Here is a 12,428-nt window from a genome sequence, read left to right on the forward strand (position 1 = left end):
CAGAGGTGGCGGCCCGGCACACCAGGAACGGGGGACCCGACGTGCCGGACCGCACATTCTTACGGTACGCCGCCAGCCCGTTGACGTCTGTAGGGTCGAATGCCGGACAGCGGTTGGGGGCCGCCACCGAAGTGTCCCCCATCAGGGCTTTCCGGAAACTATCCTGAGCCCGGCGGATGGAGGTTGGGGGATGGCGGACGTGCTCAGCACGGTGACGTCGCCCGTGTCCGCCTATCTGCTGTTGCTCGGCCTGCTGATCGTCGACGCCTTCGTGCCGGTCATACCGACCCAGGCCATCATGATCACGGGCGGCGCGCTGACCGCCTACGGCCACCTGAGCTTACCGACCACCATCGTGGTCGGCACCTTGGGAGTCATCGTCGGCGACTGGGCCTGCTATCTCCTGGGCCGCTCGACCCACCACCGCACCGGACCGATCGCGCGGCTGCGCAAGCGGTGCGGCATGCAGACCGACGACGTCGCCAAGGCGGCGGCCCGCACCGGCAAGGCCCGGGCGGCCGCCCGCAAGCTGACCCGCGGCCTGCGCGAGCCCGGCCCGCTGGTCATCCTGATCTGCCGGTTCGTCCCCGGTGGGCGGATGGCCGCCTGCTTCTCGGCCGGCCGCGCCCGCTATCCCTACAAGCACTTCCTGCTCTACCAGGCGCTGGCGGCGGTGGGCTGGGCCACGTACGGCACGCTCGTCGGCCACCTCGGCGGCGCGGCGCTCACCTCGTCGGGCTGGCGCCTGATCGTGGTGGCCGTCATCGCGGCGGCGGTGTTCGCCGGCGCCGGCTGGGGCCTCGCCATGTGGGGCCCGGCCAAGCTCCGCGGCGCCGGCCCGACCGCGCCGGCGCCGCTCGAGGTCACTCCGGTTCGTGCAGCATCAGCTGACGCGCCGCCTCAGTGATCGACCCCGACAGCGAGGGATAGATCGTGATGGTGTGGGCGAGCTGGTCGACGGTCATGTTGTTCTCCACCGCCAGGGTGATCGGCAGGATCAGCTCCGACGCCTTCGGCGAGACCACGACACCGCCCACCACCTGACCGCTGGCCGGCCGGCAGAACAGCTTGACGAACCCGTCGCCCAGGTCGGCCATCTTCGCGCGGGCGTTGCCGGCGAGCGTCAGCATGACCTCGCGGGCCGGCACCCGGCCGGCGTCGACGTCGTTCTGGCTGACCCCGACGGTCGCGAGCTCCGGGTCAGTGAACGCGTTGGCGGCCACCGTGCGCAGCCGCAGCGGCTGGACGGCCTCGCCGAGCGCGTGCCACATCGCGATCCGGCCCTGCATGGCGGCGACGCTGGCCAGCGCGAGCACGCCGGTGCAGTCGCCGGCCGCGTAGATGCCCGGCACGTTGGTGCGGGAGACCCGGTCGACGGTGACGTAGCCGCCCTTCGCGACCGCCACCCCGTACTCCTCCAGGCCCAGGCCCTCGGTGTTGGGCACCGAGCCGACCGCGATCAGCGCGTGTGAGCCGGTGACCGTGCCACCGCCGCTGAGCTCGACCTCGACGCCGTCAGCGGTGCGGCGGACCGCGTTGCCCCGGGCGTTGTTGAGTATGGTCATGCCCCGCGAGCGGAAGACCCGCTCGATGGCCTGCGCGGCGTCGGCGTCCTCGTGCGGCATCACCCGGTCCCGGCTGGAGACCAGGGTCACCCGCACGCCCATCGCGAGGTACGCGCTGGCGAACTCGGCGCCGGTCACCCCGGAGCCGATCACGATCAGGTGCTCGGGCAGCTCCGGCAGGTCGTAGAGCTGGCGCCAGTCCAGGATCCGCTCGCCGTCCGGCACGGCGCTGGGCAGCACGCGGGGGGTCGCCCCAGTGGCGATCAGCACAGTGCTCGCATCGACCGAGTACGGCGTGTCACCGCTCGCCGGGGTGATCTCGACCCGGTGGGTGTGACCCAACGTGTCAGCGCCGAGCCGTGCGGTGCCGGCGACGAACGTGACGCCCGCCTTGAGGAGCTTGTTGTGGATGTCATTCGACTGGGCCTGTGCGAGATTCTTCACCCGCTCGTTGACGGCCCTGGCATCGACGGTGACCGCTTCGAGACCACCCGAGTGGACGCCGAAGCGGTCGGTGTCCCGGTAGCCGGTCACCACGTCTGAGCTGGCAATAAAGGTCTTTGAGGGTACGCAGTCCGACAGCACGCAGGCGCCGCCGGCGCCCTCCGCCTCGACCACCGTCACGTCGGCGTCGAGCTGCGCGGCGACCAGTGCTGCTTCGTAACCAGCCGGGCCGCCACCCACGATAACGATTCGTGTCACGTGTCGTATTCTCCACGACCCGCCAACCGGGCTATCGTCATCGCCGTGCGTCATTACGCCGCGTACGGCTCAAACCTTGATCCCGCCCGAATGCGTGCTTACTGTCCGCATTCGCCGATGGTGGGCACCGGCTGGCTGGAAGGCTGGCGACTCACCTTTGCCGGTGAAGACGTCATCGGCTGGGAGGGCGCGGTCACCACGATCGTCGAATCACCGGGCGATCGGGTCTTCGTCGCGCTCTACGACGTGCACCCGTGGGACGCCTCCCAGCTCGACGAGGTCGAGGGGGTCACCGGGGAGACCTACCGCAAGCTGCACATGCGGGCGGTCACCCTGGACGGCGAGGAGACCGTCTGGGTCTACATCTTCAACGGGTACGAGGGCGGCCTGCCGACCGCGTGGTATCTCTCGGAGATCGCCAACGCGGCCGAGAAGGCCGGCGCCCCGGACGACTACGTGACGGAGCTACGCGGCCGCCCGACGAAGACGTCGTCGCCGGAGGTCTAGGCGGCCTTGATCTTCTGCTCGAAGATGTCGGCCTCGTAGATCGCGGTCATCCCGGCGGCGAGGTAGACGTTGGCGGCCCCGGTCGGGCTCGACAGGTCGACCCCGAGCCCGGCCTGGGTGCGTCCCTTGGCGGCGTAGACGGTGAACGCGTGCCGCAGCAGGGCGCCGCCGACCCCACGCTTGCGGAACTCGCGCAGGACCGCGAGGTTCTTGATCCAGCCCTCGTTCTGCTCGAGCTGCTGGTCGGCCGACATCAGGATGCCGGCGGGCACGCCGTCGACCTCGGCGATGAACCACTCGTCCCAGGAGACCGTGGTCAGCCCCGCGACGTAGGTGCGCCACGAGTCGTAGTCGCGCGGCTGGTAGTCGTACGCGTCGCGGAAGCCCGTGTCGTAGATCCGGTGGAACAACCGCAGGTCTTCGTCGTCGTCGGGCCGGACCAGCCGGATCGTCACTCCCGCCGGCAATGGCGTCGGGGTGACCCCGTCGAGCGAGCGCCGCATACGCGCGAAGCGCTTGACGAACTCGAAACCGGCCGCCTGGATCTCCGCGATGTAGTCGGTCTCCGCCGGCAGCGCGCCGGCCTTGGCGGTCACCTCGGCGAACCCCCGCTCGGTGGCCCGCTCGGCGACCCGGCGCACCAGCAGGTCGATCAGTGTCGCCCGGCTCGGCGCGCCGCCGTCGGGGTGCACGTAGACCTCGACGAACTCGTTGTCGCCGCCGTTCTCGTTGTCGATGTAGGCCCAGCCGCCCAGCCGGCCGTCGGGCTGGTAGGCGAGCCAACAGTCGCGCGCCGGGTCGACGTGCGGCGAGGTCAGCGCCGCCTTGATGTCGTCGGCGCTGGTCTCCGGCTCCCCCGTGGCGGCGATGTCGCTCGCCCGCATCAGCTCGAGGATCGCCGGCAGGTCGTCGAGGGTGGGCCGGCGCGTGGTCCAGCCATCAGGGAACGCCACGTGGAGTTTGTCTCACACCCGGTGGCAGCGAAGCCAACGAATTAGTCGCTCGTGGCGAGGGCGGGCTCGCTGCCGGGCGGGCGGAGGCCCTTGCGCGCGCTGTCCAGCAGCCCGAGCAGCTCGATCCGCTCCTCGACGGTCAACGTCGCGTACGCCGACGAGACGATCCGGTCGGTCACCGCCTCGGCCCAGACCCGGCGGCGAAGCAGCGGACCGACACCCGGGTACGGCGGCTGCCAGCCCCAGGCCACCGCGCCCGCCTCGCCCTCCGGCCCGGAGATGATCGCCTCCACCGGGCTGAGCCCGCTGGCCCGCACGGCGAGCAGGTGCGCGCCGGCGCGGTGCTCACGCAGCAGGTGCAACAGCACCGCCGCCTGCGCGCCCAGGTTGTCGTCGGGCACCGGCATGGCCCGCCAGGCGGCGAACAGCGGCAGCGCGGACGCGTCGGCGGCCAGCACCACCCGCTGGGTCAGGTCGACCAGCCGCTCCACCCTCGGGAAGCCACCGAGCTGCTCGACACCCCAGCGGCAGCACTCGGCCAGGTGCACCGCCGCCACCTCCGTGGGTGGCAGCACCCGGCGGGCACCGTCCCAGCCGTCGGCGACCGCCTCGGGCGCGATGAAGCCGAGGGCCGCCGCCACCGTGTCGGGCCGCACGTCGCCGAGCGCGCCGCCCCGGCCGGCGACGTAGAACGCCCAGCCGGACAGGCCGAGCTGGCGGGCCCGCCGCAGGGTCCGCGGACATTCCGCGTACGCCCCGCCCAGCTCCAACACGGCGTCCCGGGAAGCCTGCGCCGTCTGCTCAGGGGTCATTCGTCGTCGTCCAACGCTTCGAGGGCCGCCTCGACGTCGCCCACGCGGCGGCGGGCCTGGGTGGCGGCGCGTTCGGCGGCCTTGCGGGCGGCCCGCAGCCGGCCCAGCTCGGCATCCGCGTCGGCGCGGGCACGCTCCGCCTCCTGCAGGGCCGCTTCGGCCCGCTCGACCGCCGCCGCGCCGTCGGTCTCGGCCTTGCCGGCCTTCTCCAGGTCCTTGGCGGTCGACTTCTCGGCGGCCCGGGCCGCACCCAGCTCGCGCTCGATCGCCCGCCGCCGCGCGGCGCGCTCCGCCTCGGCCGCGCGTTTCGAGCCGGCGCCGGTGTCCGGCTCGTCGACGGGCTCGGGCTGCTCGTCGGTGACCAGGCGCAGGTTCGGCCGCGGCACCTCACCGAACCCGGCGTAGCTGGCGGCCCGGACCAGGCGGCCCGAGCGGACCTGCTCGGCGACCTCGGCGTCGGACACGGCGGCGGTCAGCGTCGCCTCGACCTCGGCCGCCGGCAGCTTGGCGCGGTTGCCGGGGTCGGCCTTGGCGGCCAGCGCGAGCGCTTCCTTGACGAGCGCGCCGACCGCCTCCCGCCGCTGCCTGGTCAGCTCGCGCAACGCGTCGCCCTTGAGCTGGCGCTGCGCCGAACGCAGTGCCGCGGACAGTTCGACGAGCTGGTCGACCAGCTCCGGCCGGCGGATCGCGAGGAGGTTGACCACCCAGGCGGCGACGGTGGGCTTGCGCAACTTGCCCAGCTGCTTGGCGCGGTCGGCCTGTCCCGCTGCCTTGGCCGCGGCGACCAGTTCGGCACGGGCGGCGACGAAGCCGTCCGGTGGTGCGGTGTAGAGCTCGACGACCGGGTCAGGCATCGACGCTCGCACCCGGGGCCAGGCGCTGGTAGTCGACCTTGAGCAGGCGCCCGAGGACACCGTCGACGAGCTTGCCACCGGCCTCGTTGATGATCCCGTCGTGCAGCGCGTACGCGTGGCGGGGTGCGACGGCCCGGACGAAGTCGACCGACTCGCTGATCTTCAGCCACGGTGCCGACACCGGCACGAACAGCGTCTCGACCCGGGCGCCCTCGGGCACGTCGAACGAGTCGCCCGGGTGGTAGACGGACTCGTTGACCAGGAAGCCCAGGTTGGCGATCCGCGGGATGTCCGGGTGGATCTCGGCGTGCATGCCACCGAAGGCGCGCACCGGCACGCCGGCGGCCGAGAAGGACTGTCCAGTCTCGACGGCGGTCACCATGTCGCCCAGCGCGGAGAGCTTGCCGGCGACGTCGGCGTTGGTGTGGATGGTCGCGTTCGGACGCTTGGCGAGCGCGTCGGAGACCGCGTCGACGTCGAGATGGTCGGGGTGCTCGTGGGTGATCAGCACGGCGTCGACCCCGTCGAGCGCCGCCCGTTCACTGAACCCTCCCGGATCGATGACCAGCACGGCACCGTCCTGCTCGATACGTACACAGGAATGGCCAAATTTGGTCAGTCGCATCTCGTGACCCCCTGGCTGCCGAATCGTGATGTCCCCTGGCGAGTCTGCCGGAACCGGCGCGCGCACGCTGCGCGTCTGACCGACGAACTCGCACACGATTCGGAGGGGACAGATATGGGCAGCGTACGACGGGGGCGAGCGCTGGCCGCCCTGGCGGCCGGTGGGCTCGCGGCCGGCTTGGCGTTGGCCGGCTGCGGCGCCGGGGAGGATTCGGGGAACAGCGGCAGCGCGGTCGCGCCCGCGGCCGCCGGGGCTGACTCGGCCGTCGAGGACCGCACCCAGACCAGCGGCGACGCAGGCGCGGGCGACCAGGCGAAGGCCGCCGAGGGCGCGCCCAACCAGGCTCAGGCCCAGCAGGGCGGTGCCGGCGACGTGGATCTCGCCGTCGACCAGCGCCAGATCATCTACACCGGGTCGATCATGGTCCGGGTCGAGAACGTCGAGCGCACCGCCGCCGAGATCACCTCGCTGGTGGCCGGCGCGGGCGGCTTCGTCGGTGGTGACAAGCGCACCGACGACGGCGGCCGCTCCGAGGCGGTGCTGACCCTGCGGGTGCCGGCCGACCGGTTCACCTCGGTCGTCGACGAGATCGCCGGCAAGGGCACCGACGACCGGCGCGAGATCAGCACCCAGGACGTCACCGAGGACGTCGTCGACCTCGACGCCCGGATCACCACCCAGCGCGCCCGCGTGGAGAGCGCCCGGCGGCTGCTCGGCCAGGCCAAGACGATCAACGACCTGGTCTCGCTGGAGAACGAGTTGGGCCGGCGCGAGGCCGACCTGGCGTCGCTGGAGGGCAAGAAGCGCCGGCTGGCCGACCTGACCGCCCTGTCGACGATCACGGCGACCCTGCTCGGGCCAGAGGCGCAGGCGCCGCCACCGCCGCCGGACGACGACAACACCGGCTTCCTGGCCGGCCTACGCGGCGGCTGGAACGCCTTCACGGCCACCCTTGGTGTCGCACTGACCGTGCTGGGCGCGCTGGTGCCGTGGCTGGTCCTGGTCGGGCTGGGCCTGCTGGTCTGGGTCTACGTGCGCCGCCGGCGCGCCGGGCCGGGGGTGCCGGCGGTGGCCGGGCCGGCGATACCGACCCAGCCGGTCGCGGCCGAAGAGAGCGAGAAGGTCTAGAAGGTGCCGGCGGCGAGGGCGGCCAGGGCGGTGTGCACCATGACGCGCACGCCGTAGCCGATGGCCTTCTCGTCGACGTCGAACGTCGACTGGTGGATGTCGGGCTTGACCTCGGCGCCCTGCGGCGTGGTGCCGAGCCGGATCATCGCGCCGGGCACCTGCTCGAGATAGAACGCGAAGTCTTCGCCACCCATGCTGATCTCGGCCTCGACCACCCGGTCGGGGCCGAGCGCGGCACCGGCCGCCCCGGCCACCACGGCGGTGGCCATCCGGTCGTTGATCACCGGCGGCACGCCGCGGGTGTAGGTCACCTCGACCTCGGCGCCGGTCGCGGCGACGACGTCGTGGATCAGCTTCGTGATCAGCTCGGGCGCCTCGCGCCAGGCCTCGCGGTTGAGGATCCGGACGGTGCCCTTGAGGTTGGCCACGGCGGGGATCGCGTTGTAGGCCTCGCCCGCGTGCGCCCGGCCCCAGACCATCGAGACGCCCGCGCGGGCGTCGACCCGGCGGTCAAGCAGCGACGGCACGTCGACGATCACTCGGCCCATCGCGTGCACCAGGTCGGTGGTCAGGTGCGGGCGGGCGGTGTGGCCGCCGCGGCCGCGCAGGTTGACCTCGATCGTGTCGGCGGCCGCGGTGAACGGGCCGGAGCGCACGCCGACCAGGCCGACCGGGAGTTGCGGGGCGCAGTGCAGCGCGTAGATCGCCGCGACGTCCTTGAGCCCGCCGGCCGAGATCACCTCGGGCGCACCGGAGGGGATGCACTCCTCGCCGGGCTGGAACAGCAGCCGGACCCGTCCGGGCAGCTCGTCGCGCTCGGCGAGCTGGGCGAGCGCCAGGCCCGTGCCGAGCAGGATCGTGGTGTGCACGTCGTGGCCGCAGGCGTGCGCGACGCCGTCGACGGTGGACCGGTAGGGCACGTCCTTGCCGTCCGGCAGCGGCAGCGCGTCGAGGTCGGCGCGCAGCGCGATCACCCGGTCACCCTCGCCCACGTCGCAGATCACGCCGTTGCCCTTGGGCAGCAGGCGTGGCGTCAGGCCGGCGACGGCCAGCTCCCGCGCGACCAGGGACGCGGTCTCGAACTCCTGGTGGGAGAGCTCCGGGTGGGCGTGGATGTGACGACGTACGGCTACGAGCTCGGCGCCCCGGGCGGCCAGCCAGCGGTCTAGCTGACCTGGGAGGGGGTCGGCGCCAGGCGGTGTCTCAGGCCATGAGGACGCCATCGGGCTGCTGTTGGAAGGCAGCGTCAACGCACTCGTCACGTGAAAATCTCGATCACTCTGGGCGGAATGGGACTTGGCTAGCCTAGACCTCCGACGGTGACGCTGCGCAACATCATTATGGTGATGATCAGATCGCGCAGGGTCACGAATGCCCTGGTAGGAGCCCTCGTCGAGTGGCGGGGACGCGTCAGCGGTCGACTTGAACCCTGCCAACTGTCCCACACCTCCTACAACGCGTGATGGTGGCGGCGGACACGGCCACGCCGCTGGATCGCACGTGAAATCCGGTTATCTGACGTCAATCTACCCGGCGGGTGGTCACCTTGCCGGGTGAGGCGACTTACGCTGACACGTTCCCGGGACTCAAAGCCGCACAGCCGGTGCGCCAGATCTTCATTGCTGAGCGTAACCGCGCGCTGTCCCTTCGAGGTTAACGCACCGTAACAAGGCTTCGGGTCAGAACCGCTCGACCGGGCGGTAGACCCCCCATACCTCGCGAAGGGCGTTGCAAACCTCCCCCACTGTGGCGTACGCGCGCAAGGCCTCGCGCATCGGGTAAAGCACGTTGTCGGTGCCCTGCGCCGCCCGTTTGAGCTCGGCCAGCGCGGCCTGCACCGCGGCGCCGTCCCGGGACTCCCGGATCGCGGCCAGCCGCTTGGCCTGGGCCGCCTCGATCGCCGGGTCGACCCGCAGCGGCTCGTACGGCTCCTCCTCGGCGATCGTGAAGCGGTTGAGCCCGACCACCACCCGCTCGCCGCTGTCGATCTCCTGCGCCACCCGGTAGGCCGAGGTCTCGATCTCGTTCTTCTGGAAGCCGGCCTCGATCGCGTCGACCGAGGAGCCGTAGGACGCGACCCGCTCCATCAGGGCCAGCGCCCCGGCCTCGATCTCGTCGGTCATCGCCTCCACGACGTACGAGCCGGCGAACGGGTCGACGGTCGCGGTCAGGTCGGTCTCGTAGGCGAGCACCTGCTGGGTGCGCAGGGCCAGCCGCGCCGCCTTCTCGGTCGGCAGCGCGATCGCCTCGTCGTACGAGTTGGTGTGCAGCGACTGCGTGCCGCCCAGCACCGCGCCCAGGCCCTGCACCGCCACCCGGACCAGGTTGACCTCGGGCTGCTGGGCGGTGAGCTGCACGCCGGCCGTCTGGGTGTGGAACCGCAGCATCATCGACTTCGGGTCCTGCGCGCCGAACTCGTCGCGCATCAGCCGGGCCCAGATCCGCCGGGCCGCGCGGAACTTCGCGACCTCCTCGAGCAGCGTGGTGCGGGCGACGAAGAAGAACGACAACCGGGGCGCGAAGTCGTCGACGGCGAGCCCGGCCGCGATCGCGGCGCGTACGTAGTCGACGCCGTTGGCCAGCGTGAACGCGATCTCCTGCGTGGGCGTCGCTCCCGCCTCCGCCATGTGGTAGCCGGAGATGGAGATGGTGTTCCACTTCGGCACTTCGGCCCGGCAGTACGCGAAGGTGTCGGCGACCAGGCGCAACGACGGCTTCGGCGGGAAGATGTACGTGCCGCGCGCGATGTATTCCTTCAGGATGTCGTTCTGGATCGTGCCGTTGAGCGCGCTGCCCGGGATGCCGGCCTCTTCCGCGACGAGCTGGTAGAGCAGCAACAGCACCGACCCGGGCGCGTTGATCGTCATCGACGTCGACACCTTGTCGAGCGGGATGCCGTCGAACAGCGTCTTCATGTCGGCCAGCGAGTCGATCGCCACGCCGACCTTGCCGACCTCGCCGTGCGCGACCGGGTCGTCGGAGTCGTACCCCATCTGGGTCGGCAGGTCGAACGCCACCGACAGGCCCATCGTGCCGTGCTCGAGGAGCTGGTGATAGCGGGCGTTGGACTCGGTCGCGGTGCCGAAGCCCGCGTACTGGCGCATCGTCCACGGGCGCGAGGTGTACATCGTCGGATAGACACCGCGGGTGTACGGAAACTCGCCCGGACGGCCCGTCCGCTTGTCGATGTCGCCGGGAAGGTCTGACTGGTCGTAGACCGGCTTGACCGGAAAACCCGACTCCGTCTTTCGCTGCGCCATTAACGAATCCTAAGGCTCGCCGACGTCCGCCACCGTGAGGCATTGGGCACAGACGGTTCGGGTGTTTGACACCCAACGTCGATGATCCATCACAACAGGTGATGCGGTTTCCCTTATCGGGCCGCCTCCCCCAAGATAGGGAGGTTGGTAACTGGCCCTCGACCCCCCGGCGGCTTTTCAGTGACTCAGATTCCGACGTGGAGCGGCTCCGCCACCTCCGGATCCAACAACTCAGCACCAGCTACGGCGGTCTCGGGCAGCCGTGCCGCGCCCGGCGCGATGATCGGCGGTCGCTACTCCCTCCGCGCCGCCGTCGGCCACGGCGGCATGGGCACCGTCTGGCGGGCCAACGACGTCCTGCTGCGCCGTGACGTCGCCGTCAAGGAGGTCGTGCTCCCGCCGGGCCTCGCGCCCAGCGACCGCGACTCCATGTACGAGCGGACGATGCGCGAGGCGCGCGCCGCGGCGGCCCTCCAGCACCCGTCGGTCGTCCAGGTCTACGACGTCGTCCAAGAGAACGGTCGACCGTGGATCGTCATGGAGCTGCTCGACGCCCGCAGCCTCGCCGACATGGTGATCGAAGACGGCCCGGTCGCGCCGCGCGCGGTCGCGAAGATCGGCATCGCGCTGCTCGGCGCGCTGGAGATCGCCCACGCCAACGGTGTGCTGCACCGTGACGTCAAGCCGGCCAACGTGCTCATCTGCTCCGACGGTCGGTGCGTGCTCACCGACTTCGGCGTCGCCCGGATGCCCACCGACGTGCAGCTCACCACGCCGGGCATGGTGCTCGGCTCGCCGCACTTCATCTCGCCCGAGCGCGCCATGGGCCAGGACTTCGGCCCGCCCAGCGACCTGTTCTCGCTCGGCGTGACGCTCTACACCGCCATCGAGGGGCGCCCGCCGTTCGACCGGGGCGACCCGATCGAGACGATGCACGCCGTCGTCGAGGACCCGCCGGCGCCGACCAGCCGCGCCGGCGTGCTCAACGACGTGCTGATGGGCCTGCTGGAGAAGGACCCGGCCCGCCGGTTCGACGCGAACACGTCCCGCGCCATGCTGCGCGAGCTGCTGGCCGGGCCGTTGGTCAGCAAGGCGCCGGTGCACATGATGACCGACCCGTACGCGGTCGTGCCGGCCCAGCGCTCCCCCTGGCAGGCGCCCGCGCCGCAGCCGCAGCAGGAGCGCCCGACCGGCCAGATCGGTGGCCGGGCGATGCTGGCGCCGGGCGAGTCGCTGTCCGACCGGCTCGGCGCCGGGCCGGGCAGGCCCGTCCCGCAGTCCCACGGGCCGCTGCAGGCCCCGACCGGCCAGATGCCCGCACCGAGCTGGGGTCCGCCCCCGGGCCAGCCGTCCGGCGGCGGGTCGCTGGGTGGCCTCAAGCGCCGCGGCGGCGACCTGGTCGACACGGTCAAGGGCTGGCCGCGCAAGGTTCAGCTTGGCGTCGCCGGCGGCCTCGCGGTCGTGCTGATCCTGATCGGGTTCGTCGCGCTCAACGGTGGCGGCGGCGACGAGCCGACCGGCAACACCACCCCCGTCCAGGCGGGCGGGCCGACCGGTGCGCCGGCGGCGGCCGACTTCCCCACCCAGCAGCACTCCGAGCGCGGTGTCTCCGTCAACGTGCCGAAGGGCTGGAAGAAGGCCGGCGGCGGGAAGTCCGTCTACTTCGACTACATCGATCCGGACGACTCGGGCCGCAAGGTGCGCATCCTCGTCGAAACGGTCAGCACGAAGGCCACCCCGACCGGGTTCCTCCAGGCCGCCGAGCGCGGGCTCAAGGGCAACAGCAAGTCCTGCCCCAAGCCGTACGAGCGGGTCGACCTGCGCGACGGCGAGATCGGCGGCCGGGTCTCCAGTGAGCTGGAATACACCTGCGGGGGCGAGTCGAGCCGGCACGGCGTCTGGGGCGCGGTGGTCAAGGACGGGAAGGCGTACTCGTTCTTCCTGACCAGCACCGAGGACCGGTTCGCCGACAGCAAGCCGATCTTCGACGAGATGGTCAGGTCCTTCGAGCTCACCTGATCC

Annotated in this window: 11 protein-coding genes; 4 read left to right on the forward strand and 7 right to left on the reverse strand. The window is 71.6% G+C overall.

Translation table 11 applies throughout. The features are described from left to right. The first annotated feature begins 190 nt into the window (after nucleotides 1-190). Nucleotides 191-907: a DedA family protein gene (locus CHC05_RS10575; RefSeq protein ID WP_089247241.1), complete on the forward strand. Its 717-nt coding sequence runs from the start codon at nucleotides 191-193 to the stop codon at nucleotides 905-907. Here CHC05_RS10575 and CHC05_RS10580 read toward each other — a convergent pair. Further along, nucleotides 864-2,267, reverse strand: coding sequence for an NAD(P)H-quinone dehydrogenase (locus CHC05_RS10580; RefSeq protein WP_089247243.1), 1,404 nt, complete (start codon nucleotides 2,265-2,267; stop codon nucleotides 864-866). The genes CHC05_RS10575 and CHC05_RS10580 overlap by 44 nt on opposite strands. Before the next feature lie 45 nt (nucleotides 2,268-2,312). Here CHC05_RS10580 and CHC05_RS10585 point away from each other — a divergent pair, with 45 nt between their 5' ends. After that, nucleotides 2,313-2,774 carry a gamma-glutamylcyclotransferase family protein gene (locus CHC05_RS10585; RefSeq protein WP_089247245.1) on the forward strand — a complete coding sequence of 154 codons (462 nt, stop codon included), beginning with the start codon at nucleotides 2,313-2,315 and terminating at the stop codon, nucleotides 2,772-2,774. Here the strand turns inward: CHC05_RS10585 and CHC05_RS10590 are convergent. Genes CHC05_RS10590 through CHC05_RS10605 form a run of 4 tightly spaced genes read right to left on the reverse strand, consistent with a single transcriptional unit; the run spans nucleotide 2,771 to nucleotide 6,018 of the window. Then, entirely contained in the window at nucleotides 2,771-3,727 is a 957-nt protein-coding gene (locus CHC05_RS10590) for a GNAT family N-acetyltransferase (RefSeq protein ID WP_245870756.1), read from the reverse strand. The two genes, CHC05_RS10585 and CHC05_RS10590, sit on opposite strands and share 4 nt — an antisense overlap. Before the next feature lie 41 nt (nucleotides 3,728-3,768). Continuing rightward, nucleotides 3,769-4,539 (reverse strand): SCO6745 family protein, encoded by a 771-nt coding sequence (locus tag CHC05_RS10595; RefSeq protein ID WP_089247247.1) that lies wholly within the window; start codon nucleotides 4,537-4,539, stop codon nucleotides 3,769-3,771. Then, nucleotides 4,536-5,393, reverse strand: a complete 858-nt coding sequence (locus tag CHC05_RS10600) for a hypothetical protein (RefSeq protein WP_089247249.1) — start codon at nucleotides 5,391-5,393, stop codon at nucleotides 4,536-4,538. Before CHC05_RS10600 ends, CHC05_RS10595 begins: the two co-directional genes overlap by 4 nt. After that, nucleotides 5,386-6,018, reverse strand: a complete 633-nt coding sequence (locus CHC05_RS10605) for an MBL fold metallo-hydrolase (protein WP_089247251.1) — start codon at nucleotides 6,016-6,018, stop codon at nucleotides 5,386-5,388. The genes CHC05_RS10600 and CHC05_RS10605 overlap by 8 nt, the downstream gene beginning before the upstream one ends. A 114-nt stretch (nucleotides 6,019-6,132) precedes the next feature. Here CHC05_RS10605 and CHC05_RS10610 point away from each other — a divergent pair, with 114 nt between their 5' ends. After that, the gene (locus CHC05_RS10610; protein WP_089247253.1) at nucleotides 6,133-7,146 is read left to right on the forward strand and encodes a DUF4349 domain-containing protein; all 1,014 of its coding nucleotides are present in this window, start codon (nucleotides 6,133-6,135) and stop codon (nucleotides 7,144-7,146) included. Here the strand turns inward: CHC05_RS10610 and CHC05_RS10615 are convergent. Both CHC05_RS10615 and CHC05_RS10620 read right to left on the reverse strand, forming a co-directional pair. Continuing rightward, nucleotides 7,143-8,582: an amidohydrolase gene (locus tag CHC05_RS10615; protein ID WP_425426726.1), complete on the reverse strand. Its 1,440-nt coding sequence runs from the start codon at nucleotides 8,580-8,582 to the stop codon at nucleotides 7,143-7,145. The genes CHC05_RS10610 and CHC05_RS10615 overlap by 4 nt on opposite strands. A 243-nt stretch (nucleotides 8,583-8,825) precedes the next feature. Further along, nucleotides 8,826-10,406 carry an acyl-CoA mutase large subunit family protein gene (locus CHC05_RS10620; RefSeq protein ID WP_089247257.1) on the reverse strand — a complete coding sequence of 527 codons (1,581 nt, stop codon included), beginning with the start codon at nucleotides 10,404-10,406 and terminating at the stop codon, nucleotides 8,826-8,828. A gap of 180 nt (nucleotides 10,407-10,586) precedes the next feature. On the opposite strand from CHC05_RS10620, the gene CHC05_RS10625 reads away from it, so the two are divergent. Beyond that, nucleotides 10,587-12,425, forward strand: a complete 1,839-nt coding sequence (locus tag CHC05_RS10625) for a protein kinase domain-containing protein (protein ID WP_281257660.1) — start codon at nucleotides 10,587-10,589, stop codon at nucleotides 12,423-12,425. Nucleotides 12,426-12,428: the final 3 nt, after the last annotated feature.

The sequence above is a fragment of the Asanoa hainanensis genome (assembly GCF_900188485.1).
In the GTDB taxonomy this organism is placed as follows: domain Bacteria; phylum Actinomycetota; class Actinomycetes; order Mycobacteriales; family Micromonosporaceae; genus Asanoa; species Asanoa hainanensis.